The 24,785-nt window shown below is 65.4% G+C and carries 21 protein-coding genes and 1 pseudogene; 6 read left to right on the top strand and 16 right to left on the bottom strand.

Annotation, left to right across the window (positions count from 1 at the left end; all coding sequences use genetic code 11):
- Window positions 1-19: 19 nt before the first annotated feature.
- Window positions 20-2,794, top strand: coding sequence for a bifunctional [glutamate--ammonia ligase]-adenylyl-L-tyrosine phosphorylase/[glutamate--ammonia-ligase] adenylyltransferase (glnE, locus tag HZS63_RS05090; protein WP_180683158.1), 2,775 nt, complete (start codon window positions 20-22; stop codon window positions 2,792-2,794).
- Between the two features lie 6 nt (window positions 2,795-2,800).
- Here glnE and HZS63_RS05085 read toward each other — a convergent pair whose 3' ends face one another.
- A complete protein-coding gene (locus HZS63_RS05085) occupies window positions 2,801-3,658 on the bottom strand; it encodes a ferritin family protein (RefSeq protein WP_180682973.1) in 858 nt (285 codons plus the stop codon).
- 224 nt (window positions 3,659-3,882) lie between these two features.
- Here HZS63_RS05085 and HZS63_RS05080 point away from each other — a divergent pair, with 224 nt between their 5' ends.
- Window positions 3,883-4,476, top strand: a complete 594-nt coding sequence (locus tag HZS63_RS05080; protein ID WP_180682972.1) for a glutathione peroxidase — start codon at window positions 3,883-3,885, stop codon at window positions 4,474-4,476.
- Between the two features lie 122 nt (window positions 4,477-4,598).
- Here the strand turns inward: HZS63_RS05080 and holA are convergent, their stop codons facing one another.
- Both holA and HZS63_RS14115 read right to left on the bottom strand, forming a co-directional pair.
- Window positions 4,599-5,651, bottom strand: coding sequence for a DNA polymerase III subunit delta (holA, locus tag HZS63_RS05075; RefSeq protein WP_180682971.1), 1,053 nt, complete (start codon window positions 5,649-5,651; stop codon window positions 4,599-4,601).
- Window positions 5,652-5,708: 57 nt separating this feature from the next.
- Window positions 5,709-5,831 carry a hypothetical protein gene (locus tag HZS63_RS14115; protein WP_281364028.1) on the bottom strand — a complete coding sequence of 41 codons (123 nt, stop codon included), beginning with the start codon at window positions 5,829-5,831 and terminating at the stop codon, window positions 5,709-5,711.
- Window positions 5,832-5,865: 34 nt separating this feature from the next.
- Here HZS63_RS14115 and rocF point away from each other — a divergent pair, with 34 nt between their 5' ends.
- Window positions 5,866-6,819, top strand: a complete 954-nt coding sequence (gene rocF, locus HZS63_RS05070) for an arginase (protein ID WP_180682970.1) — start codon at window positions 5,866-5,868, stop codon at window positions 6,817-6,819.
- Here rocF and HZS63_RS05065 read toward each other — a convergent pair whose 3' ends face one another.
- The 4 genes from HZS63_RS05065 to HZS63_RS05050 are packed head-to-tail and all read right to left on the bottom strand — an operon-like array spanning window position 6,820 to window position 11,607.
- Window positions 6,820-7,383: an LPS-assembly lipoprotein LptE gene (locus HZS63_RS05065; RefSeq protein WP_246316170.1), complete on the bottom strand. Its 564-nt coding sequence runs from the start codon at window positions 7,381-7,383 to the stop codon at window positions 6,820-6,822.
- Window positions 7,384-7,387: 4 nt separating this feature from the next.
- Window positions 7,388-10,207, bottom strand: coding sequence for a leucine--tRNA ligase (leuS, locus tag HZS63_RS05060; RefSeq protein ID WP_180682969.1), 2,820 nt, complete (start codon window positions 10,205-10,207; stop codon window positions 7,388-7,390).
- Between the two features lie 9 nt (window positions 10,208-10,216).
- Window positions 10,217-11,029 (bottom strand): 4-hydroxy-tetrahydrodipicolinate reductase, encoded by an 813-nt coding sequence (gene dapB, locus HZS63_RS05055; protein ID WP_180682968.1) that lies wholly within the window; start codon window positions 11,027-11,029, stop codon window positions 10,217-10,219.
- Window positions 11,030-11,034: 5 nt separating this feature from the next.
- Window positions 11,035-11,607, bottom strand: a complete 573-nt coding sequence (locus tag HZS63_RS05050) for an outer membrane protein assembly factor BamE (protein ID WP_180682967.1) — start codon at window positions 11,605-11,607, stop codon at window positions 11,035-11,037.
- Window positions 11,608-11,708: 101 nt separating this feature from the next.
- Here HZS63_RS05050 and fur point away from each other — a divergent pair, with 101 nt between their 5' ends.
- Complete coding sequence (gene fur / locus HZS63_RS05045) at window positions 11,709-12,149, top strand: ferric iron uptake transcriptional regulator (protein ID WP_180682966.1); 441 nt, start codon at window positions 11,709-11,711, stop codon at window positions 12,147-12,149.
- A gap of 14 nt (window positions 12,150-12,163) precedes the next feature.
- On the opposite strand, the gene hprK is transcribed toward fur, so the two are convergent.
- The 3 genes from hprK to hpf form a co-directional block, all read right to left on the bottom strand.
- On the bottom strand, window positions 12,164-13,114 hold the full coding sequence (gene hprK / locus HZS63_RS05040; RefSeq protein ID WP_180682965.1) for an HPr(Ser) kinase/phosphatase: 951 nt from the start codon (window positions 13,112-13,114) through the stop codon (window positions 12,164-12,166).
- A 33-nt stretch (window positions 13,115-13,147) separates the two neighbouring features.
- Window positions 13,148-13,618, bottom strand: a complete 471-nt coding sequence (locus HZS63_RS05035) for a PTS sugar transporter subunit IIA (protein ID WP_180682964.1) — start codon at window positions 13,616-13,618, stop codon at window positions 13,148-13,150.
- A gap of 128 nt (window positions 13,619-13,746) precedes the next feature.
- Window positions 13,747-14,079, bottom strand: a complete 333-nt coding sequence (gene hpf, locus HZS63_RS05030; protein WP_180682963.1) for a ribosome hibernation-promoting factor, HPF/YfiA family — start codon at window positions 14,077-14,079, stop codon at window positions 13,747-13,749.
- Between the two features lie 299 nt (window positions 14,080-14,378).
- On the opposite strand from hpf, the gene corA reads away from it, so the two are divergent.
- The gene (gene corA, locus HZS63_RS05025) at window positions 14,379-15,365 is read left to right on the top strand and encodes a magnesium/cobalt transporter CorA (RefSeq protein WP_180682962.1); all 987 of its coding nucleotides are present in this window, start codon (window positions 14,379-14,381) and stop codon (window positions 15,363-15,365) included.
- A 2-nt stretch (window positions 15,366-15,367) separates the two neighbouring features.
- On the opposite strand, the gene HZS63_RS05020 is transcribed toward corA, so the two are convergent.
- The 3 genes from HZS63_RS05020 to ssb form a co-directional block, all read right to left on the bottom strand.
- Complete coding sequence (locus HZS63_RS05020; protein ID WP_180682961.1) at window positions 15,368-16,123, bottom strand: 5'-methylthioadenosine/adenosylhomocysteine nucleosidase; 756 nt, start codon at window positions 16,121-16,123, stop codon at window positions 15,368-15,370.
- 15 nt (window positions 16,124-16,138) lie between these two features.
- A complete protein-coding gene (locus HZS63_RS05015; RefSeq protein ID WP_180682960.1) occupies window positions 16,139-17,833 on the bottom strand; it encodes a long-chain-fatty-acid--CoA ligase in 1,695 nt (564 codons plus the stop codon).
- Between the two features lie 353 nt (window positions 17,834-18,186).
- Window positions 18,187-18,675 carry a single-stranded DNA-binding protein gene (ssb, locus tag HZS63_RS05010; RefSeq protein ID WP_180682959.1) on the bottom strand — a complete coding sequence of 163 codons (489 nt, stop codon included), beginning with the start codon at window positions 18,673-18,675 and terminating at the stop codon, window positions 18,187-18,189.
- A gap of 110 nt (window positions 18,676-18,785) precedes the next feature.
- Between ssb and HZS63_RS05005 the strand changes: the two are divergent.
- Window positions 18,786-20,228 (top strand): annotated as a pseudogene (locus tag HZS63_RS05005) (chloride channel protein); the annotation flags it as partial.
- Here the strand turns inward: HZS63_RS05005 and HZS63_RS05000 are convergent.
- The 3 genes from HZS63_RS05000 to rpe form a co-directional block, all read right to left on the bottom strand.
- A complete protein-coding gene (locus HZS63_RS05000; RefSeq protein ID WP_180683156.1) occupies window positions 20,182-21,414 on the bottom strand; it encodes an MFS transporter in 1,233 nt (410 codons plus the stop codon). The pseudogene HZS63_RS05005 and the gene HZS63_RS05000 sit on opposite strands and share 47 nt — an antisense overlap.
- 112 nt (window positions 21,415-21,526) lie before the next feature.
- Window positions 21,527-23,884 carry a methyl-accepting chemotaxis protein gene (locus tag HZS63_RS14275; RefSeq protein WP_180682958.1) on the bottom strand — a complete coding sequence of 786 codons (2,358 nt, stop codon included), beginning with the start codon at window positions 23,882-23,884 and terminating at the stop codon, window positions 21,527-21,529.
- A gap of 128 nt (window positions 23,885-24,012) precedes the next feature.
- Window positions 24,013-24,690, bottom strand: coding sequence for a ribulose-phosphate 3-epimerase (gene rpe, locus HZS63_RS04990; RefSeq protein ID WP_180682957.1), 678 nt, complete (start codon window positions 24,688-24,690; stop codon window positions 24,013-24,015).
- Between the last annotated feature and the right edge of the window lie 95 nt (window positions 24,691-24,785).

Genomic DNA, 24,785 nt, shown 5'->3' with positions numbered 1-24,785 from the left:
TCGAGCACGCGAAATTATGATGGCCAGCGCCCCGGCAGGTTCAGATCACCCGGTTCAATTTGTATCGAAACATGTCGATGCCGCTACCCATTCCCGATTCGTGCAGCGGGTGCGCCGACGCTACGCCGCCGAGCTGACCGCGCTGCCGCCCGGCGCGCCCAATGCCGCCTCCCTGCGGCAGGCTCTGAACACCCTGCGCGGCCGTGGCCTGGACCTGGGTGCCGCGCTCAGGGTGCTGCGCCACCTGGTGCTCGAACGTCTGGCCGTGCTCGATACCGAATACGATGCCCCTCTGGGCGTGGTGACCGGTGCCGTGACCGCCCTGGCCGAACTGGCGCTGGACGAGGCGCTGGCACAGACACTGCGCGAACTCGACGAACTGCATGGCGCGCCCGAGTACCTGGACCCGGCCGTGCCGGCTGCGCAGGGCCCGGCCCTGCGACGGGCCGAACTCTGGATCATCGGCATGGGCAAATTCGGTGCACGCGAGCTCAACGTCTCCAGTGACATCGATCTGATCTACGTCTACGACCACGACGGCGAAACCGCCGGCAATGCCCTGGGTCGCAACCGGATCAGCAACCACGAGTATTTCGCCAAGGCCGTCAAGCGGGTCCATGGGCTGATTGGGGACACCACCGAACATGGCCAGGTGTTTCGGGTGGACCTGGCGTTGCGCCCCAACGGCAACTCCGGGCCGCCAGCCGTCTCGCTGGGGGCGCTGGAGGAGTATTTCCTCGTCCAGGGCCGGGAATGGGAGCGTTTCGCCTGGCTCAAGAGCCGCGTCGTCGCCCCGCGCGAAGCGATCGGGAGCGGAAGTGCCACCGCCTTGCGTGGCGTGGTGCTGCCCTTCGTGTTTCGCCGCTACCTGGACTACAACGTGTTCGAATCGCTGCGCCTGCTGCACCGGCAAATCCGGGAACACGCCACCAAACGGGCGGCGGGACACCCCGAACGGACGCACGATGTGAAATTGTCGCGCGGAGGCATTCGCGAGATCGAATTCACCGTACAACTGCTCCAGGTGGTGCGCGGGGGGCAGTTTCCCGAGCTGCGCACCAGGCCCACGCTGGCCGCCCTGCTACGGCTCGAACGCGCCGGCCTGATGCCGGCCGACAAAGCCCGCGCCTTGGCCGAGGCCTATACCTTCCTGCGCCGGGTGGAACACCGCATCCAGTACCTGGACGACCAGCAGACCCACATCCTGCCCACCCGCGACGACGACCTGACCTGGATGGCCCACACCATGGGCTTTGCCGACACCTGCGCTTTTCTGCATGCGCTGGACGCGCACCGCGAAACCGTGGCTCAGGAATTCGACACCCTGCTGGGCACCTCCGGTGGCCAGTGCAACGGCAAGGGCTGCCAGGGCCGGCGCAGCGCGGTGGAAGATTTGCAATCGGTGATCGCCCAACTGCCCCCTGCTTTTGCCGCCAAGGTGGCCGAATGGTGCGAGCACCCGCGGGTGCTGGCCCTGCGCGAGGACGCGCGGCTGCGGCTGGCTCGCCTGGTGCAGCGCACCGGTGCCTGGCTGGAAGACGGCCGGGTCAGCGAAACCGCTGCACTGCGCATGGCCGACTGGATCGAACCGCTGCTGCGGCGGGAAAGTTACCTGGCGCTGCTGCAGGAGCGCCCCTCGGTGCACGAGCGGTTGCTGCACGTGCTCGGGGCCGCGAAATGGCCGGCCCGTTACGTGCTCAAACACCCGGGCGTGATCGACGAGCTCGCCGGCCAACAACTCTACGAAGAGCGGTTCGACCCTGCAACCTTCGAAGCCGAGCTGGAAGCACGCAAGCGTTCGCTCGCCGCCACCGGAGAGGACGATGACGAAGAGCTGCTCAATCTGCTGCGCCGCGCCCACCATGCGGAGACCTTCCGCACCCTGGCACGCGATGTCGAGGGCGTGCTCACGGTGGAACAGGTGGCCGACGACCTCAGCGCGCTGGCCGATGCGGTGCTGCGCGTGACCGGCCGCTGGTGCTGGGAGCGCCTGAAACAGCGCCACCGCGAGGAACCCCGTCACGCCATCATCGGCTACGGCAAGCTGGGCGGCAAGGAGCTGGGCTATGGCAGCGACCTGGACATCGTCTTCGTTTACGAAGACGACGACGAACGCGCCCCGGAGGTCTATGCCGCCTTCGTACGCAAGATGATCAACTGGCTGACGGTCAAGACCAGCGAGGGCGACCTGTTCGAGATCGACACCGCGCTGCGCCCGAACGGCAATTCCGGGCTGCTGGTCACCAGCTTCGAGGCCTACGCCAACTACCAGCAGAACCGGGGCAGCAACACCGCCTGGACCTGGGAACATCAGGCCATCACGCGGGCCCGCTTCGTGTTGGGCGCGCCGGACCTCGCTCCCCGCTTCGACGCCGTGCGCGAGGCCGTGATCACGGCTCCACGCGATCACCGGGCCCTGGCCGATGAAATCCGCGCCATGCGCGAGCGCGTCCGCCAGGCACACCCGGTCAAGGCTGGGCGGTTCGACATCAAGCACAGCCCCGGCGGCATGGTGGACGTGGAATTCGTGGTGCAGTACCTGGTGCTGGCCCATTCGGCCCGACACCCTGCATTGCGCGGCAACACCGGCAACATCGCGCTGCTGCTGCAGGCCGAGCAGGCAGGGCTACTCAAGCCGGGCATGGGCCGAGCGGCCGCCGACGCCTACCGCGCCCTGCGCTTGCTCCAACACCGGGCCCGTCTCGACGAAACCGGTACCCAAATCGAACGCGCCACGGTGGCACCGCACGCCCAGGCCGTGGAAGCGCTTTGGGCCCACGTACTGGGCACCTGAGCGGGGTCAGGCCCCCTGATAGGCCGGCGCAGGCGGCAACGTGGCCGCCACCTCTTTGCGGAAGCGGTTGAGTTCCTGCACCGTCTTAAAGCTGCGCTCCATCAGCAGGCTCATGTTGTGCAGAATGCGCTCCACCACTTTGGATTCCCAGGCCGCGTCGAACTGGATCTGTTCGCTGAGCCAGTGCTCCAGCCATTGCGGATTGGGCAGGCGGCTTTGCACCGTATCGCGGGGGTAATGCACCTTGCTCACGTGCAGATTGGTCGGGTGCAGGGCCTGGGCGGTACGGCGGGCGCTGGCCATGAGCACACCGACTTTGGCGAACGCCGCTTTGGCTTCGTTGCCGAATTTGGCAATGGCTCGCTTCATATAGCGCAAATAAGCACCGCCATGCCGGGCTTCGTCTTGGCTCAGGGTGGTGTAGATGTGCTTGATCACCGGCTCGGTGTGCCATTCGGCGGCACGCCGGTACCAATGATTGAGGCGGATCTCGCCGCAGAAATGCAACATCAGCGTTTCCAGCGCAGGCGCCGGATCGAACTCGAAGCGCACTTCGTGCAGCTCTTCCTCGGTCGGCACGAGTTCGGGGCGGAAGCGGCGCAGGTATTCCATCAACACCAGGGAATGCTTCTGCTCCTCGAAGAACCAGATCGACATGAAGGCCGAGAAATCGGAATCGTCGCGGTTGTCGCGCAAAAACATCTCGGTGGCCGGCAGCGCCGCCCACTCGGTGATCGCGTTCATCTTGATGGTCTGCGCCTGCTCGTCGCTGAGCTTGGCGGGGTCGAACCGATCCCAGGGAATGTCCTTGTCCATGTCCCAGCGGACGGATTCAAGCTGCTTGAAAAGTTCGGGGTAAAGCATGGCGAGCGGGTTCCTGGCAACATCTCGGTGATGAAAAACGGCAGGATTTTATCGAGTCTCACCAATCAATAGCCTTCAAAATCATAGGGCTACTGGCCTGTCGGGCATATCGGACCCGGTTGGCCCAAAGTGCAAAAGTCTGCACAATAGGGCTTCTTCGACTGCATCCTGTCATGGCATATCGACCGTCTTCATCGCCAAACGTTCCCCGCGCCAGCCAAGCCATGCCGCGCCGGGCATGGCTGATGGGCGCTATGGGCGTGGCGAGCCTGGTCTGGGGTGGCCTGGGACGAGCCCGTGCGGCGCAGACGGCACCACCCGCTCCCGCCTGCCCCCCCTTGCTGCAACACCGCTTCGAGCGGTTGCAGGACGAGCAACCCCAAGACCTGTGCCAATACGCCGGGCGGGTGGTGCTGGTGGTCAACACGGCGAGTTTCTGCGGGTTCACCGGCCAGTACCGGGGGCTGGAGGCCCTGCACCGGCAATACGAACACGAGGGCCTGGTCGTGCTGGGCTTTCCGGCCAACAACTTCGGCAACCAGGAGCCCGGCTCCAACCAGCAGATCGCCGAGTTCTGCGAAAACACTTTTGGCGTGCAGTTCCCGATGTTCGTGAAGACCGACGTGGTGGGCCCCAACACCAACCCGCTGTTCCAGCAATTGGCCCAGATCACGGGTGAGCGGCCACGCTGGAATTTTCACAAATACCTGATCAGCCGCGACGGTGCGACGGTGCTGAGCTACGGCAGCATGGTCTCGCCCGACAACCGGCGTTTCCGCGCCGACCTGCAGCGCCTGTTGCGCGAAGGCCGGGGCTGAGGAGCCGAAGGCTCGCCATGCCTTGACCCGTGGCCGGATCGATCGTGTTTCTGGGCGTGCATTCGGTGCGCAGCGCGGTCCACGCCTGGCTGATCGGCGTGAGCCCACTGGGGCACTGAACCTCAGCGGGTGGCGCAGGCCTGGCAAACGGTCTGGGCCAGACGGTGCAGGGCCTGCCAGGCGTCGGTCGGCCAGCGCGGATCGCGCAGGCCTTTGACGATGCCATCGACGGTGTGAGCCGCCTGCAGCCAGCCGGCCAGCTGCGCCAGGGCCAGCCGGGGCAGCACGCGTTCGAACCGTTTTTCCTTCGGACCCCACACCCGCTGCTCACGCAGCGCCAGCGGCAAGGGCTTGCCCTCGGCCACGGCCGTCTTGACACGCCACAGCGCCCGGATGTCCTCGGCCAGCGCCCAGTGCACCAACACCGGCGCCGTGCCTTCGGCCTGCAGACCATCGAGCATGCGCTGCACCCGCAGGGCCTGCCCGTCGAGCACGGCTTCGGCCAGCTTGAAGGGGTCGTAGCGGGCCACGTCCAGCACCGCGCTCTCCACCTGCTCGAACGTCAGCACGCCCGGGGGATGGAGCAAGGCGAGTTTCTGAATTTCCTGGTGTGCCGCGAGCAGGTTGCCCTCGACCCGGTCGGCCATAAAGGCCAGTGTCCGCTGGCCGGCCTCACCCGGCTCGACCCGCTGCCCTTGCGCCTGCAGCCGCTGGGCGATCCAGGTCGGCAACTGCGCACGTTCCACCGGCTCCAGCCGAACCGCGACCCCATGGCTCTCCAGGGCCGCAAACCACGCACTCTTGAGCGCGGCGGCATCGAGCCGCGGCAGCGCCACGACCACCACCAGGGCGTCCGAAGCCACCACCGATTCCGCGAGCCGTTGCAGGGCCAGCGTCCCTTCCTTGCCCGGCTTGCCGGAGGGAATCCGCACTTCCACCAACTGCCGTTCGGCGAACAGGCTCATCGCCTGCCCCGCCTGCAGCACGGCGCTCCAATCGGCATGCGCGCCGGCCATCGTGAACACATGGCGCTCCGTGTGTCCTTGCGCGCGCGCGGCCGCGCGGATCGCGTCCAGCGCCTCCTGCTGGAGCAGCGGGTCGTCGCCATGCACCGTGTACAGTGAACGCAACCCCCGCTGCAACTGGGCGTTCAACTGGTGGCCGCTGATCTGCATGACGACTTGCCGTTTGGTTGGTATTTCACAATTGTGACCAATCTCCCCGCAGTGTACTCAGCCGCTGGTGCCAGCATCATCCTGGTCCCAACCGATCAGCATGCGCTCATCGATGAGAAACGCCGTCGTGCGGGCGTGTTGCGCGATGGCACCGGAACACCCGAGAATCTTGACCTGCATGGCACCCCTTCGACGCACACCGGAAATGCCGACAATGGTACCGAATAAACCGCCCCATGAAATCACCCGTACGGTCGCGCTCGTGGGAGCACCGACAGACGTAGGCGCTGGCGCCCGTGGCGCCTCCATGGGCCCGGAGGCGCTGCGCGTGGCCGACATAGGGGTGGCCTTGCAGCGTCAAGGCGTCGAGGTCATCGACCGTGGCAATCTGCACGGGCCCGACAACCCCTGGCAGCCGCCGGTCGATGGCTACCGCCATCTGGAGGCTGTGGTGGCCTGGAACCAGCAGGTCTATCAGGCCGTGCTCCACGAATTGCACCAGGGCCACCTGCCGCTGCTGCTCGGCGGCGATCATGCGCTGGCCATCGGCTCCCTCAGTGCCGTGGCCCGGCATTGCCGCGAACAAGGGCGCCGCCTGCGCGTGCTCTGGCTGGACGCCCATGCCGACTTCAACACCTCGGCCCTGACCCCCAGCGGAAACCTGCACGGCATGCCGGTAGCGTGCCTGTGCGGTTTCGGTCCCGAAGCGCTGACGACCCTCAGCGGTCAGTCGCCCGCCCTGACACCGGAGTCGATCCGCCAGATCGGCATCCGCAGCGTGGACCCCGGGGAAAAACGCTTCGTCCACGAGCAGGGCCTGGAGGTGTTCGACATGCGCTACATCGACGAGCACGGCATGCGCCACACCATGGAACGCGCCCTGGCCGGGGTTGGCCCCGACGTGCACCTTCACGTCAGCTTCGACATCGACTTTCTCGACCCGGACATCGCGCCCGGCGTGGGCACCCCCGTCCCCGGCGGCCCCACCTACCGTGAGGCCCAACTGTGCATGGAGATGATCGCCGACACCGGCTGCCTGGCCAGCCTCGACATCATGGAACTCAACCCCGCCTGGGACCGGCGCAACACCACCGCCGCGCTGGCGGTCGACCTGATCGAGAGCCTGTTCGGCAAAAGCACCTTGATGCGCCCTCGCCCGATCGGTTGATCAGAGGTCGCGGACGGCGGCCAACCGCGCCATCCATTGGCGCACGATGGCTTGCTGTATGTCGCTGTAGAGCAGCGCCTCTTCGGTTTCCTTGCCCAGCACCTGGGTTTCGGTGAAACTGAGTTCGCGCTCCTGCACCAGTTCGGTATCGGGGATGAGTTCGCGCCCGCCGGGTGTACGCAGCCGAAAGCGCACACGCTGCCGCAACACCAGCTCCCGAACCTGACCGGCGGACGTGGTGCCCACCACCACCCGCTCGCGCTGGTCCTGCACCACGTCCAGCACCACGTCGACCGGCGCTTCCTGTGGGCCCGGCATAGACCACCGGACGGCCACGCCACGGCCCTGCAACTGGGCCGCCAGATGCCGGGTCGTTTCGGTCGGGTTGGGCAGGTTGATCCATAGACTGCTGAAGGCCATGGGCGCGCCAGTGCCGCGCAGCCGGAAACCGCAGCCTGCCAGCCCGAACACCCCGGCCGATACCAAAGCGGCAAGGGCCGCACGGCGCCCGATGGTCACGCCGCGCCCCTGTGCCTCGGGATGGAAATGATGCGGGTACGCCATTTGCTCAAAGCACCACATTGACCAGCCGGCCCGGCACCACCACCACCTTCTTCGGTGCCGCCCCTTGGGCCTGTTTTTGCACCGCCTCAGCGGCCAGTGCGGCGGCTTCGATGGTTGCCCGGTCGGCCGAGGCCGGCACCCGAACCGAACCGCGCAACTTGCCATTGATCTGCAGCACCAGCTCGATCTCGTCCTGCACCAGGGCCGCCGGATCCACCTGCGGCCAGGCGGCATCCAGCAAGTCGCCCAAGGTGCCGGCATAGCCGAGCTCGGTCCAGAGTGCGTGGGTGATGTGCGGCGTGGCCGGGTACAGACAGCGCAGCAGGATACCAAAGCCCTCGATCAGTGCCACTTCGGCACCGGCATCGTCGGTGGCCTTGAAGTCCTCCAAGGCGTTGAGCATCTTCATGCAGCCTGACACCACGGTGTTGTACTGCATGCGCTGGTAGTCATAGTCCACCTGCTTGAGCACGGTGTGGATCTCGCGGCGCAGAGCCTTGGCCGCCTTGCCAAAGACCACGTCGCGCAACGACTGCGCACCGGCCACGCTGGCCGTGGCCTGCCCCCAGTCGTTCTGGGCCAGTTTGTAGCCAAAAGCCCATACCCGCTTGAGGAAGCGGAAACTGCCTTCGACGGCGGCGTCATTCCATTCCAACGTGGCTTCGGGCGGGGCGGTGAACATGGTGTACAGGCGCGCGGTATCGGCGCCGTACTTCTCGATCAGGTCCTGCGGATCGACGCCATTGTTCTTGGACTTGGACATGGTGCCCACGCCCTCGTAGTCGATCGGGGTGCCCGCCGGCAAGCGGCCGTCGGCACTGTCCACCGCGTTCTTCAATCGGGCCCCGACCACTTTGCCGGCGTCATCGAGCACCTGCTCCACGTCGTGTGGCCAGAAGTATTCCTTGCCCCCCTTGGCGGTGCGGCGGGAATAGATGTGGTTGAGCACCATGCCCTGGGTCAGCAGCTTCTTGAACGGCTCGTCCACCTGCACCAGGCCCAGGTCGCGCATCACCTTGGTCCAGAAACGCGCGTACAACAGGTGCAAGATGGCGTGCTCGATGCCGCCGATGTACTGGTCCATCGGCATCCAGTACTTCGCGCCGTCGGCCACCATCGCGTCGGCGTTGGTGGGATCGCAGTAACGCATGAAGTACCAGGACGAATCGACGAAGGTGTCCATGGTGTCGGTTTCACGCCGGGCCGGTTCACCGCAGATGGGGCAGGTCACACCGGCATGGAAGCCTTCGTGCTTGACCAGCGGATTGCCCGAGCCGTCGGGCACGCAGTCCTCCGGCAACACCACCGGCAAGTCTTTTTCGGGGACAGGCACCGAGCCGTGGTGCGGGCAATGGATGATGGGGATGGGCGTGCCCCAGTAGCGCTGGCGGCTGATGCCCCAGTCGCGCAGGCGGAAGGTGGTTTTCTTCTCGCCCAGGCCCTTGGCGGCCAGCAGTTCGGCCACCTTGTCCACCGCGGCCTTGTGGTCCAGACCGTTGAGTTCGCCGGAGTTGATGCACACCAAGCCTTGTTTGTCGGCGTACCAGTCCTGCCATTTCGTGGGGTCGAATACCTTGGCGTTGGCGTCCGGTGCCGTGCTGGCCGGGCGCGCGCGCTCCTCAGTCGCAGGCTCCGATTCGTCACCGGGGCTCACCCCTTGCGCGGCCGCAGCCCCATCAACGCCAACCACCTGCTTGATCGGCAACCCGTATTTGAGCGCAAACGCAAAGTCCCGCTCGTCGTGCGCCGGCACCCCCATCACCGCGCCATCGCCATACGACATGAGCACGTAGTTGCCCACCCACAGCGGCACCGCCTCCCCCGTCAGCGGGTGCGTCACCGTCAGGCCCGTGGGCATGCCCTTTTTCTCTTGCGTGGCCAGTTCGGCCTCGGTGGTGCCGCCGGTCTTGCATTCCTCGATGAAGGCTTGCAGGGCGGGGTTTTTCTCGGCCGCATGAGTGGCGAGCGGGTGTTCGGGCGCCACCGCGCAGAACGTCACGCCCATGATGGTGTCGGCGCGGGTGGTGAAGACGTACATCCGCCCTTCGCCAATCAGGTTGCCGTCATGGCCCCGCACGTTGTGCGTGAAGGCGAAGCGCACGCCCTCGCTTTTGCCGATCCAGTTTTCCTGCATCAACCGCACCTTGTCGGGCCAGCCGTCGAGCGTGGCCTGCGGGTTGCCCAACTGAACGTGCTGCAGCAACTCGTCGGCATAGGCGGTGATGTTCAGGTAGTAGCCCGGGATTTCGCGCTTTTCCACCGGCGCGCCGGTACGCCAGCCCTTGCCGTCGATCACCTGCTCGTTGGCCAACACGGTCTGGTCGACCGGGTCCCAGTTCACGACTTGCGTCTTGCGGTAGGCGATGCCTTTTTCCAGCATCTTCAGGAACAGCCACTGGTTCCACTTGTAGTAATCGGGCGAGCAGGTGGTCACTTCGCGCGACCAGTCGATGGCCAGGCCCATGGCCTGCATCTGCTGCTTCATGTACGCGATGTTGGAGTAGGTCCACTGCGCGGGCGGCACCTTGTTCTTGAGCGCGGCGTTTTCGGCTGGCAGACCGAAGGCGTCCCAGCCCATGGGCATGAGCACGTTGTAGCCCTGCATGCGCAGCTGGCGCGTGAGCATGTCGTTGATGGTGTAGTTGCGCACGTGCCCCATGTGCAGCTTGCCGCTCGGGTAGGGCAGCATGGAACAGGCATAGAACTTGGGTTTGGGTTGGCCTTGCGCGTCGGTGGCGTGTTCGTTCACACGGTAGGCGTCACGGGCATGCCAGTGGGCGTGGGCGGCACGCTCCACCTCCTGCGGGGTGTATTTGTCTTGCATGGGGGATGATCAGCGCAGATTCAGCACATCAAACATGTCATACAGGCCGCTGGGCTTGTCGGCCAGAAAGCGCACGGCGCGCAGGCTGCCTTGGGCGTAAGTGGCGCGGCTGCTGGACTTGTGGGTGATTTCGATACGTTCGCCGGTGCCCAGGAACATGACCGTGTGGTCACCCACCACGTCGCCGCCGCGCACGGTGGCAAAACCGATGGTGGACGGGTCGCGCTCGCCGGTGTGGCCGACGCGCTCATACACCGCGCAGTCCTTGAGGTCGCGTCCCAGCGCCGCAGCGATCACCTCGCCCATCTTGAGGGCGGTGCCGCTGGGGGCATCCACCTTGTGGCGGTGGTGGGCTTCGACGATCTCGATGTCGTAGCCGATGGCCATGGCCTTGGCGGCCATTTCCAGCAGCTTCAGGGTCACGTTCACGCCCACACTCATGTTGGGGGCCATCACGATGGCGATGTGCTTCGATGCCTCGGCGATCTCGGCTTTCTGCGCATCAGAGAAGCCGGTGGTGCCGATGACGAGCTTGACCCCATGACGCACACAGGCCTGGAGATGCGTCATGGTGCCCTCGGGACGGGTGAAATCGATCAGCACGTCGCTGCCAGCCAGGGTTGCGAGGTCATCGGCGATCGCCACGCCGCTGTGCTGCCCCAGGAAGGCGGCGGCATCCTGACCGATCGCCGGGCTGCCCGGTTGGTCCAGCGCACCGCTCAAGGTGCAATCGGCAGCGGCTTGGACGGCCTCGATCAACATGCGGCCCATGCGGCCACTGGCGCCCGCGATACAGACGCGGTAGGGTACAAAGGTAGGCATGGCGGTCAGCGGGGTTCCAGCGGCGGATAGCTGGCGGTGGACGGCGCCGGCGGCGCAGGGCGGGCAGCCGCAGTGGCCGCTCCGGTGTTGTAACGCTCATGGAAGGCCCGCAGCTGCTCCTCGGTGGCTTCCAGCGCAGGCGCACGGCCCATGCGGCGCCGCGTGTCCAGCGAGGCCACGAACTCCTCCTCGGTGGGCAGCTCATCGGCCTCCACCCGCTGCAGCAAGGGGCCCTCGAAAAACACCGACACGCGCCGCTGCTGCGGCTCCTGCCCCTGCCGCCGGAAGGTGAACACGTAGTCCCAGCGGTCGGCGTGGAAGGCGCTGGCCACCAGGGGTGTACCCAGGATGTTGCGCACCTGCTCGCGCGACATGCCCGGCTGCAATGCTTCGACCTGCTCGCGCACCACCACATTGCCTTGAACAATGTCGATGCGGTAGGGCGTGATCAGCCCACCGAGGGTGCTCAGGGAGGTCGAGGCATCGTTGAGGCTGGCACAGCCTGGCAAGGTCAGGGCCGCGGCCGCCAGCGCACCGGCGCCGGCCAGCCGAAGGCGATTCGAGAAGGGTGTGGACATGGTGGCGGTGCGGATATGTGAACCGACACGTGCGCCGGTCAGGCGCAACGTACTATCATGCAGGGCATTGTAGCCCTTGGTCAACGACCGGCGAGATCTGCATGACCAACATCGAAGAACTCAAGAGCACCGGCCTGAAGGCCACCCTACCCCGCCTCAAGATTCTGGAGATCTTCCAGGCAGGCCATCAACGCCACATGACGGCCGAAGACGTGTTCCGCGCGCTGCTCGACGAGCGCAGCGACATCGGCCTGGCCACCGTCTATCGGGTGCTTACCCAGTTCGAGCAGGCCGGTCTGCTGATTCGCAGCAATTTCGAATCGGGCAAGGCGGTGTATGAACTCAACGAGGGGCAGCATCACGACCATCTCGTTTGTCTGGACTGCGGCCGGGTCGAGGAGTTTTTCGACGCCGAGATCGAAAAGCGTCAGCAGTCCATCGCCACGTCCCGCGGTTTCGAGCTCCAGGAACACGCCCTGTCCTTGTACGCGCATTGCACCAAGACCGACTGCGAGCACCGCGCCAAGCAGCGCCGGCCTTGAGGGCCGGGAAACGCTCAGGCGTTGCGCAGCATGGCCGCACGCTGGCGCTGCACGAATGCCTGATAGGTGTCGATGCCACGCAGCTGCAAAATGGTGTTGCGCACGGCCGCCTCCACGAGCACGGCGATGTTGCGTCCGGCCACCACCTCGATCACCGCCTTGCGCACCGCCACCCCCAGAATGTCCTGATACAGCGGTTCATGGGGCAGGCGTTCGTAGTCGCGCTCCATGGTCTGCTTGCGCACCAGGTGCACGATGAGCCGCAACCGCATTTTGCGGCGCACGGCCGTTTCGCCGAAGATGGCCTTGATGTCGAGCAGGCCGATCCCTCGCACTTCCAGCAGGTTTTGCAGCAGATCGGGGCAACGCCCTTCGAGGGTGGTCTGGTTGACGCGGTGAAAGTCCACCGCGTCGTCGGCGACCAGCCCGTGGCCGCGTGAAATCAGCTCCAGCCCCAGCTCGCTCTTGCCCAGCCCCGACTCCCCGGTGATCAGCACGCCCACCCCCAGGATGTCCATGAACACGCCATGCAGCGTGGTGCGTTCGGCAAAGTGGCGCGACAGGTAGGCGCGCAACACGTCGATGACGAAACCCGCCGAGTAAGTGGTGGTGAACAGCGGAATGTGCGCGCGCTCGCACATGGCCAGCAGTTCCGCCGGCGGCGGGACATCGTCGGCCACCACCAGCACCGGCGGCTCCAGCACCACGATGCGCGAGACCCGGCGGCGACAGTCCTCGAGCGTAGAGTTCGACAGATAGGCCACCTCCCGGTGCCCCAAGACCTGGACCCGATACGGATGGATGTAGTTCAGATACCCCACCAGATCGGCACCGGAGCGGGCTTCGCTGACGGCTTTTTCGTCGAAATGTCGCTCAGACGCACTCTGGCCAGCGGCCCATTGCCACTTGAGGGTTTCGCGGTGATCCTCGAACAGGACGTCGGCACTGACGACGGCAGGCTTCATGAGCAGGACGGTGCGCAGGCACCGGTTGGGTGCTCAGGCAACGGCGTGGGCCGATTGCCAGTTGGCGATGAGTTGATGCAGTTCGGCAGAAGCCTTGCTGTCCTTCATCCGTTCACGCAACGAGGCGTCGCTGAGGAGCTCGGCAATCTCGGACAGGATTTCCAGGTGCTTCTGGGTCGCGGCTTCCGGTACCAGCAGGAAAATCATGAGCCGCACCGGCTGCTCGTCGGGCGCGTCGAAGCCGATCGGGTTGGCCAGTTGGAACACCGCAGCCAACGGCTGCTTGAGCCCTTTGATGCGGCCGTGGGGAATGGCCACACCATGCCCCAGCCCGGTCGAACCCAGACGCTCGCGGGCAAACAGGCTGTCGGTGATCAGCGCACGGTTGAGTCCGTGCAGCGTCTCGAACAGCAGCCCTGCTTCTTCAAACGCACGCTTCTTGCTGGTGGCATCGACGGCAACCAGCACCTGTTCGGCAGGCAATATCGCAGAAAGACGGTTCATATCAACCTCACGGATGCCAGATTATGCCCTTATGCGCCATTCTGCCTAGTCTCCAAAAACAAACAAGCCGCTTGACAAAGTCAGCGGCTTGTTGCAGTGCAATATAAGTCAGCTCGATGACAAGCGTCTCATTGAAGCTCGCGTTTCGCTGTTTCGTGATGATGTTCCTGTACTTTGGTCTTGTAGCGCAGCACCTGCCGGTCCAGCTTGTCGGCCAGTTCATCGACGGCCGCATACAGGTCGGCGTGGGCACTTTCGGCAAAAATATCCTTGCCCTTCACGTGGATATTGCATTCCGCCTTCTGTCGGAAGTCCTTTTCCTTGATGTTGTCTACGGTCAGCAGAACCTTGATGTCCACCACCTGGTCGAAATGTCGGGAAATGCGGTCGAGTTTGGTCGTCACGTAGGAGCGCAGTGCGGGTGTGATTTCGAGGTGGTGACCACTGATCGTCAAGTTCATGAAGAGCCTCCTTTGCTCTGGTTGACACGATCGGAGCCGGTGCGGCCCGATCCGGGAAACGTGGTTCTTTGGCCTCCACTATGCCCGTTCGCCCGGTTTTGGGCAAGCCGGCACGGCGTGATCGATGCGTCATCGGCGCGTCATGCGGCGGTGCGATAATTCCACGTTGTCCTGAGATTCGGAAGATCGTCCCGGATGACCGCCTTGATGGCGCGCGCCCGGTGACCGGTGGTGGTGAGCAGCCAGACACCGATCTGGTCGCGACCCCGGTCTCATCGTTTGCGTTCTGGGAGCATCGGATGCTCAATGTGTTCACCCTGGTCAATGGCCGCCTGTTCCAGGAAGAGATCGACTCCCTGGAGGAGTTGGCCCGTTTCAAGCCCATCTGGGTGGATCTGGAGTCACCAACGCCGGAAGAGCGGCGCTGGGTGCGTCAGCATTTCGGCCTGTCTATCCCCGAGGACGCGATGGACGAGGACATCGAGGAGTCGGCGCGCTTCTTCGAGGAAGACAACGGCGAGCTGCATGTCCGCTCCGACTTTCTCATCGATGACGAGGAGAACCCACGGCACGTGCGCGTGGCCTTCATCCTCAACGAACAGAACGAGTCCCTCAAGAGCCGGGGCGTGCTGTTCTCCATCCACGACGAGGACGTGCCGGTGTTCCGCCTGCTGCGCCTGCGCGCGCGCCGCATGCCCGGTCTCATCAACGACGCGAAGGACGTGCTGCTGAGCCTGTTCGACACCGATGCCGAGTACTGCGCCGACACCGTGGAAGAGATCTACGACGACCTGGAGCGCATCAGCCGCAAGGTGCTGTCCGGTCAGGTGACGGACCAGATCGCCTCGGAGGTGCTGGCCGGCATCGCGCGGCACGAGGACATGTCGGGCCGCATCCGCCGCAACATGATGGACACACGCCGCGCCGTCAGCTTCATGATGCGCACGCGGCTGCTCAGCGCCGAGCAGTTCGAGGATGCGCGCCAGATCCTGCGCGACCTCGATTCGCTGGACAGCCACACGGCCTTCATGTTCGACAAGATCAACTTCCTGATGGACGCGACCATCGGCTTCATCAACATCAACCAGAACAAGATCATCAAGATCTTCTCGGTGGCGAGCGTCTCGCTGCTGCCGCCCACGCTGGTGGCCAGCAGCTACGGCATGAACTTCGAGCACATGCCCGAACTGCAATGGACTTACGGCTACCCTTTCTCGATTTTGCTGATGGTGTTGTCGGCGGTGATCCCGATGGTGTACTTCCGCAAGCGCGGCTGGCTGAAGTAAGCTCAGAGTAAATTGAGCGCCTTGCGCACGATGCGCCCGCTGTAATGGCGCGCCACCTGCTGTAAAAAGTGTTGAAAGTCCACATGGGCCTCGTCGTCGGCCCGGTCGGAGATGGTGCGCACCGCGCCGAAAGGCACGCCGTAGTCGTGGCACACCTGGGCCACGGCGGCGCTTTCCATGTCCACCGCGAGGGCTTCGGGCAGAGCGGCGCGCAGGGCGGCGCACTCGGCCTCGGTGGCCACGAAGCGGTCCCCGGTGACGACCTCCCCCTGATGCACGCTGGGCGTATGCAGACCCAAACCGCGCAGCACCGCCTCGTCCAACAGCTTGGGCAGCCAGGTGACGGCGTCTTTGGCGGCGGCGTGCAGCACCTGCGTCAGCGCCAGGTCGGCCTGGAACCGGCTGACGCCGTAGCCTGGCACCTCCCAGCGCGGGAACAAGGGAGAAGCGTCGAGATCGTGCTGAGCCACGGCCGTGGCCACCACGATGTCGCCCACCTCGACGCCCAGTGCCAGCCCCCCGGCCACGCCGGTGAAGATCACCTGCTGCGGCTCGAAGCGCTCGCACAGCACGGTGGTGGTGGCGGCGGCCGCCACCTTGCCGATACCTGAGAGTACCGCAACCACCTCGTGGCCCTGTAGGTGGCCGGTCCAGAAGGTCCGACCACCCACGACCACCTTGCGCTCGTCGGGCATGAGCTGCAGGATTTCGGCCAGCTCCTCGTGAACGGCGCTGATGAGGGCGATGTGTTGACCCACGGGCGTAGACTCCGATCAGGCTTGGTCGCGCAACTCGCGACGCAGGATCTTGCCCACCGGGGTTTTGGGCAGCTCGGTACGGAACTCGATCACCTTGGGCTGCTTGTAGCCGGTCAGGTGCTGACGGCAATGGTCTCGTATTTGTTCCTCGGTCAGCAACGGGTCTTTCTTGACCACGATCAGCTTCACCGCTTCGCCCGAATGCGGGTCGGGAATGCCCACCGCGGCGCACTCCAGCACACCCTCCAGGCCCATGACCACATCTTCCACCTCGTTGGGAAAGACGTTGAAACCGCTGATGAGGATCATGTCCTTTTTCCGGTCCACGATCTTGAAGTAACCGCGTTCGTCCATGATGCCGATGTCGCCGCTCTTGAACCAGCCGTCGGCCGTCATGACCTTGGCGGTTTCATCGGGGCGCTGCCAATAACCGGCCATGACCTGCGGCCCCCGAATGGCGATCTCACCAGGCTGACCCACCGGAACTTCATTGCCGTCGTCGTCGATGCACTTCATCAGCGTGCTCGGCAGAGGCACGCCGATGGTGCCGGTGAACGCGGTGTTGGTGACCGGGTTGCAACTGGCCGAGGGGCTGGTTTCGGACAAACCGTAACCCTCACAGATGGGGCATCCGGTGCGCTCCAGCCATTGCTGTGCGACGGCGCTTTGGACCGCCATGCCCCCGCCCACCGCCACCTTGAGGTTGCGCCAGTTGACCCGATCGAAGTCCGGGTGGTTGAGCAAGGCGTTGAAGAGGGTGTTGACGGCCGGGAAGCTGTGGAAGGTGTGGCGGCTGAGCTCCTTGAGCACCGCCGGGAGGTCGCGCGGATTGGGAATGAGGATGTTCTTGCCGCCGTTGCGCATGCTCAACATCATGTTCACCGTGAAGGCAAAGATATGGTAGAGCGGCAGGGCACACACGGCGGTGGATTGCTCGTGGGCCGGGATCTTCTTCATCACCGGGTCGTTCCAGGCTTCGGACTGCAAGACATTGGCGATGATGTTGCGATGCAACAAAACCGCCCCCTTGCTGACACCGGTGGTGCCGCCGGTGTACTGGAGCACGGCCATGTCGTCGGGGTCGATGTTCACCGGAGACAGCGCCATGCGGCTGCCGGTACGCACCGCATCGTTGAATCGCACGGCCCCCGGCAGGTCGAAGGGGGGCACCATTTTTTTGACCTTGCGCACCACGTGGTTGACCACCGTGCCCTTGAGCCAGCCCAGCATGTCGCCCATGGCGCACAGCACCACGTGCTTGACGGGGGTGTTGGCGATGCAAGCCTGCAGGGTGTGCGCGAAGTTTTCGATGATGACGATGGCCTTGGCGCCCGAGTCTTTGAGCTGGTACTCCAATTCACGCGCGGTGTAGAGGGGATTGACGTTGACGACCACCAGGCCCGCGCGCAGGATGGCGGCCACCGCCACCGGGTATTGCGGCACATTCGGCATCATCACGGCCACCCGGTCACCTTTGACCAGCCCCTTGCCCTGCAGGTAGGCCGCCAACGCCATCGACTGCTGGTCGATGACGGCATAGCGGAAATCCTTGCCCAGGAAGCTGTAGGCCGGACGGTCGGCATAGCGGGTAAAGCTTTCCTCCAGCAGCGCGACGAGGGATCGGTAAGCGCTGGGATCGATCTGCTCAGGCACCCCAGGCGGGTATGCACTCAGCCATGGCTTGTCAGCCGAAGTGACGGAACTGGTCATGCAGGTCTCCAATGTGGTTGTATGACACCGGGCTTGGCATCACCGATGACGATGACGATGACGGCAATTATGCGGTCAGGCCAGGGCTTGGCCCTTCATGTATTTCCCTGACATCTAGCTGACCATTATGATTCATGATTGACTGCAGATGGCCCTGCCGAACGGCCGCAGCTCAACATGGATGCCGAAGGCTTGAACATGGGTCCCAAGGCCGATCGGGACGCAGCCCTGGCCTGACACCCAGCCTGACCTGCCGGTGGCAACGGCCAGCGAAACCGTGACTCGGCCGCGCCACGTGGAGAGGCTGGGGACCGGCCAGCCCACGACGGACGGGGCGGCTGGCCTGAACATCTTTAAAACGGGATGTCGTCGTCCATGTCGTCGAAGCCGGTGGAAGCCGCTGCGGGCTTGCTCGCTGGCGCCGGGCGGCTGGGGGCGGCGGCTCGGGCCGGCGCCGCCGCGCGGGGGGCGTAGCCGCTCTCATCGGCACTGGGGCCGCCCATGCCTTCGCGTCCGCCCAGCAGTTGCAGCTCGGTGGCGATGATGTCCACCGTGTTCTTCTCGATGCCCGACTGGTCGGTGTACTTGCCGTATTTGAGTCGGCCTTCGACGTAGATCGGGCGGCCTTTCTTCACATACTCGCCCGCGATTTCGGCCAGGCGGTCGTAGAAGGTGACGCGGTGCCACTGGGTGTCTTCAACGGTCTCACCCGAGTTGCGGTCCTTGCGCCGGCTGGTGGTGGCCACGCTCACATTCGCCACGGCCTGGCCCGAAGGCAGGTAACGGATTTCAGGGTCGCGGCCGCAGTTGCCGACCAGGATGACTTTGTTGACGGATGCCATGGCGGGGGTGTCCTCTCTCGCGTGGTGTGATTCAAACAGTGATTGTGCAGCATTTGCGCCTCCGTCGGTCCTGTCGTCCCCCAGACCGGTTTCGCTTTTACACTGTCGGCATGCCCCGGTCGCAGCAGCCCGATTTTCTGCAAAACCTTCGCCACGAGATGGTGGACGGGCGGCACTGGCTGGACCGGGTGGTGGTGATCGGCTTCGCGGTGCTGGCGGGCTTGGCGGTGGTGGGCTTCACCCTGCTCTACGACACCGCCTTCGAGTGGTTCCAGTCCCTGCAGTCGAACCACGGCTGGGCCACGCTGCTTTGGACGCCAGCCGTCACCGCGTTCGTGGTGTGGGCCTTGCGTGCATGGGCTCCGGGAGCAGGCGGCTCCGGGGTGCCGCAGGTGATGGCGGCGTTGGAGCCGGCGCTGCCCCGGTCTGAACGCGGCCGCTTCGTCTCGGTCAAACTCAGCGTGGCCAAGGTGCTCGGCGTCTCGGGCGGGGTGCTCGCCGGACTGTCGATCGGACGCCAGGGCCCTTCGGTGCAAGTGGCCGCCGGCGTCATGCACCACGCGCGCCGTTACCTCTCCCCCCGGACGGCGATCACGGACCGGGAGCTGCTGGTGGCCGGTGGCGCGGCTGGCATCGCGGCGGCGTTCAACACCCCGCTGGGCGGCATCGTGTTCGCGATCGAGGAGCTGTCGCGCCGGCTGGAACAGCGCAGCAGCGGCCTGATGCTGGCTGCGATCGTGGTGTCGGGGCTGGTATCGGTGTCGGTGTTCGGCAACCTGTCGTATTTCGGCCGGGTGCGCATCGAGGTCGTCTCCTGGGCCGACCTGTTCTGGCCCGGACTGTTGATCGCGCTCGCGTGCGGCCTGTTCGGGGGTCTGCTGTCGCGCTTGCTGCTGTTGTCGTTCACCGGCCTGCCCGACCGCTTCTGTGCCTACCGCCGGGCGCATCCGGTGCGGTTCGCGGCGTGGTGCGGGCTGGGCGTGGCGGTGATCGGCCTGGTCACGGGCGGTGCGGCCAACGGCGGCGGGCATCATCACGCCCGCGAGTTGCTGGAGATGACCTCGGTGGAAGAACATACCCCGTTTCTGTTCTCCGGGCTCAAGTTCGTCGCCTCCTGGTGGTCGGCCTGGTCCGGGGTACCGGGTGGGATTTTCGGCCCCAGCCTTTCGCTGGGAGCGGGCGTGGGTGCGGACGTGGCCTGGCTGACCGACTCGCGTCAGGTGCAGGCGCTGATCGCGATCGGCATGGCCGGTTTCCTGGCGGCGGTCACACAGACGCCGATCACCGCGATGATCATCGTCATGGAGATGACCGACGGCCACAGCATGGTGTTGAGCCTGATGGGGTGCGCCTTGTTGTCCAGCCTGGTGTCGCGCATGATCAGCCGTCCGCTGTATTCGACCATGGCGGAATTCATGCTGGAACGGGTGCTCGACCGCCCGGCGAGTGACGGCGCGGCCCAGCCGAGTTCGGGGTCCAGCGCCAAGCCTGCGCAGTCCCCGGTTGCTACGGCGCCTGCCGAATCTGGGCCGACTGCCGCTCCTGGAGTACCACGCGGCGCGGACCCTGGATCGCCGGTGCCCGCATCGGCCACGCCACCACCAGCCACACCAGACTCAGGCCCGCACAAGCCATGAACAGGCCACTGGCCCCGAGGTGCGCCACCAGCCAGCCGCCAGCCGCCCCGCCCACGAAGAAGCCCACCGACTGCAAGGTGTTGTACACCCCGAGGGCCGCCCCACGTGAGCGCGCCGGTGCCAGCCGAGAGACCAGGCTGGGCTGGCTGGCCTCCAATGTGTTGAACCCCAGGAAAAACAGGAACAGCGCCACGGCCAGCCACGCCAGCGCAACCGGTTCGGCCTGCCGGCTACCCCACCAGAACATGAGCTGCACCAGCAGGATGAGGCCGATGGCGACCAGAAACACCGCGCGCAAATAGCCGCGACGCTCCAGGCGGAACAGCACCCCGCCCATGACCGCGAAGGAGCCGACCAGAGCCAGCAGATAAACGATCCAATGCCGTGGCGCCTCCAGTCCGGCACTGACCAGCAGCGCTGGCACGGCCATCCACATGGCGAGCTGTACCGCATGCAACACGAACACCCCCAGGTTCAAGCGCAGCAGGCCCGCATCGCGCAGGACCTCGGCCAGGCCACCACGCCCGGCGTCGTGCTGCAAGGCCGGCTCGGGCGGCACCACCCAGGCCACCACCGCCATGCCGGTCAGGGCCAGCCCACAGGTGATGGCGAACAAGCCGTTGAGCCCGACATGGTGGGCCAGGATCGGCGCCAGCACCAGCGAGCTGGCGAACATGAGCGCAATCCCGATGCCGACCATGGCCATGGCCTTGGTGCGGACCTCGTCACGCGTGGCGTCGGCAACGAAGGCGGTGACAGCCGCCGAGATGGCCCCCGCCCCTTGCAGGGCACGTCCCACCGTGAGCCATTCCAGTGTCGGCGCCCAGGCCGCCACCAGGCTGCCGAGGGCAAACACCGCGAGTCCGGCCAAGATGACGCGCTTGCGCCCCCAGCGGTCGGAGGCCATACCGAGCGGAATTTGCAGAAAGGCTTGGGTCAGACCGTAGATGCCCATGGCCAGGCCGACCAGGGCCGGGTTGTCCCCGCCGGGATAGCGGGCGGCCTCCAGCGCGAAGACGGGCAGCACCAAGAAAAGGCCCAGCATGCGCAGGGCGAAAATGGCCGCCAGCGAGAGGCTGGTGCGGCGCTCGGCCGCGGTCATGCGGTGCGTGGAAACGGGCGGTTCGGACACAGGCGATCAAAGAGGGGGAAGCCCCCGAGACGAAGCCCGCATTGTCGCTCATGCCGGCCCACCGTGCCGAGCAGGAGGGCTGTCAGGTCTTGATCGCGCTGCGGTAAGCCCCGCAACCGACGAGCAGGTGCTCGTTGATCGGCAGCACAAAAGAGGACTTGCCACGCACGTCGCCCGTCAGCGGATTGAGGATGTTGTACTCGACCCACCCGCCGCCGTTGTCGGCACGGTCCCAGGCATCGTGCAGAAACTGGTCGGCGTCGATGCCGGGCGCATCGTGGACCCGGGTGCCGGTCTTGGCTCGGTCGGCCCCCATGACGCGGTAGATCCCTTGGCGGTCGAGCACGAAAATGTAGAGATCTCGATCGAGGAAGCGACCGTCCTTGCGGTAGAAATCCTCGCAGGCCTGCTCGTAGCCCACGGTCTGAATATGGGCCAGTGCCTCCTGGGCCATGCGCATGGCTGCGTCGGCGGTGCCGTTCTTCAGCCGCATGTGGTGCACGGCGGCATCGAGGTCGCCGGTGTGGGCCAACAGGTCCTCGGAGCGTCGGCTGGTGCGCTCGACCATGGCCGCGTTGTCGTAGGTCATGGTGTCGATCTGGTTCATCGCCAGCGCCACCTCCTTGAGCGCGGCGCTTTGCTGGTTGCTGGCCACGGCCATGCCGTCGATGCGAGCCGTGATGTCGCGGATGCCCTGCACGAGCTGATCCATGACGGCATTGACGGAGCTGATTTCCGTGACTGAGGATTGCACGCGGCCGGTGGATTCGGCAATGAGCTGTCGGACCTCGCCAGCGGCGGCCTGACTGCGCTGCGCGAGGCTGCGCACCTCCGCAGCCACCACCGCGAAACCGCGTCCGGCTTCACCCGCACGGGCTGCTTCGACGGCAGCGTTCAGCGCCAGGATGTTGGTCTGAAACGCGATGCTGTCGATCACCCCGATGATTTCGTTCATTTTCTTGGAGGTGGCCTGCAAGGTGCCCATGCCTTGCATGGTTTTTTGCATCAGGCCGCTGGCCTCCTCGGTCTGCTGGTGCAGCTGGGCACTGACGCGGCTGACCTCCTGCACGTTTTCGCTGTTGCGGTTGACGGTCTCGGCCGCTTCGCGGATGTTCGCGCTGGCTTCCTCCAGGTTGGCTGCCTGGGCCTGGGTGCGTTCGGAGAGCTGGCCGCTGTCATGCACCAGTTGCTGGCCCATGTGCCCGAGGACGGCCGAGACGCTGCGCACGTCGGTGACGATGGCGGCCAAGCTGTTGAGCATGCCCTGGAACTTGCGCGCCATCTGGGCCATTTCGTCGGTCCCATCGATGTGAACCTCGCCAGCGAGATCCCCCTCGGTTGCGCGCTCGATGACCACGTTGAGCTGGCGCAGACCGTCGATGGTGGCGTGGTAAAAGGCCACCAGGCCGTAGATCAGGACGAACAGGAGCAGCACCGCCGCCACGCCGACGATGATGCCCTGCCGCTCGTGAGAGGCGGCGCGGCCACGGAGCAAGGCCTCCAGACGGCTGGCCAGGGCTTGGCCGAAAGCGTACTGGTCGGCCTGCAGCGCGGTCCCATCCTGGAAATGGGCCATCGGGTCGGCGATGAGGAAACCAGACCCCAAGCTCGAACGGGTCGTGGCCGCGTAACCATAGCCCGCCCCGGCGACTTCGTTCCACACTTCAGGCACCGCTTCGCCCACCCGCTCCATCGCATCCAGGCGCTCCTGCATTTGGCTCAGGCGGCTGTCCACGAAATCGGTCTGCCCGCCCAGGCGCACGGCATTGGTGATGAGATCGGCGCTGTAACCCTGGGTTTGCTGGACGAGCAGGCCAGCGCCTTCGTTGCGCAGATGGGTGGTGGCCTGCATCAGGGGCAGCAACCGCTCGACCAGCAGGTCCACGAGGTAATACACGTTGGCGTGAGGATCGAGCATCAGCTTGGAGGATTCCCCGGCGACCGCAGCGAGCTTGTGCAGCCGCCCGAGCAGCTCGTTGTGCAGCCCATACCACTCCCCTTGGGACTTGCTGTTCGGAGCGGCACCGATGAGGGCCCGGAGCTCGTCGCGGATCGGTTCCCACTCAGCCGCCAGGTTCAGATCAGACTCATTGCGCACGGCCTGATCCAGCGCCTCGAGGCGTTCGCGCAGGCGGCTGCGCGATGCCTCCACATCCGCGGCCGACGGGCTGCGCCCGGCGAGCAGCAAGTTCAGATGCCCCTGGTGGTCCTGCAACGGCACAGACAGGTCCATCACCCGCTGCACGACGCGCAGACCGGCCAGTTCGCGCAGGGCAGTGACGCGGTCGGCCCAGAAACTCTGCACCAGCAACACCCCGGCCAGCGCCAGTGGCAGCAGCAGCACGGCAGCCATGGCGAGCATCTTGGCGCTCATGGGCAAACGCTGCATCAGCGAAATACCGGGACGGATGAAAGGGTGCGCGCGATGCGATGCATTCATGATGGGCAACTCTTGGGAAACTTCAAACAATGATGATAGCCACGATTGGGTGGCATCCAGTCGCCCGCAATACCGGGATTTCCCCCGGAAAATCGTCCAAAATGCTCAATTTAGCGTGAACATCGGCTTCACGCCAGGGCAGCCCGCATGTCGGCGATGACCACCCGGTAGTCGGGCTTGCCGAAAATCGCGCTGCCGGCGACGAAGGTGTCGGCCCCTGCATCCGCCACACGGCGGATGTTGTCGGCCTTGATGCCGCCATCCACCTCCAGCCGGATGTCCTTGCCGCAGGCATCGATGCGTCGGCGCACCTGCTCGATCTTGCGCAGCGCCGAGTCGATGAAGCCTTGCCCGCCAAAGCCCGGGTTGACGCTCATGATGAGGATGAGGTCGATGTCGTCGATGACCCAGTCCAGCACGTCCAGCGGCTCGGCCGGGTTGAACACCAGGCCGACCTGGGCACCGCGCGCCTTGATCGCCTGGATGCTGCGGTGCACATGGGTGGAGGCGTCGGGGTGGAAGCTCACCAGATCGGCGCCGGCGTCGATGAAGGCACCGGCCAGCGCATCGACCGGCTGGATCATGAGGTGCACGTCGATGGGCACCGGCGCGCCGTCTGCCCGCTTGGCGTGGGGCTTGAGCGCCTGGCAAACCATGGGCCCGACCGTGAGATTGGGCACGTAGTGGTTGTCCATCACGTCGAAGTGGATCCAGTCCGCGCCGGCGGCGATGACGGTGCTCACCTCCTCGCCCAGGCGGGCAAAGTCGGCCGAGAGGATGGACGGGGCGATGCGGTAAGAGGTCATGGCGGCAGGTGTCGAGGATGGCAACGGGGGCCTCCGCGCCCCCGCAGGCCCGCATTGTGGCAGCTTTGCCGGGACAACCGGAAGCGGGGCACAAT

This window comes from Tepidicella baoligensis (assembly GCF_013432195.1).
Taxonomy (GTDB): domain Bacteria; phylum Pseudomonadota; class Gammaproteobacteria; order Burkholderiales; family Burkholderiaceae_C; genus Tepidicella; species Tepidicella baoligensis.
The sequence above is the reverse complement of the archived record's forward strand: the minus strand, read 5'-3'. Positions and strand labels throughout refer to the sequence as shown.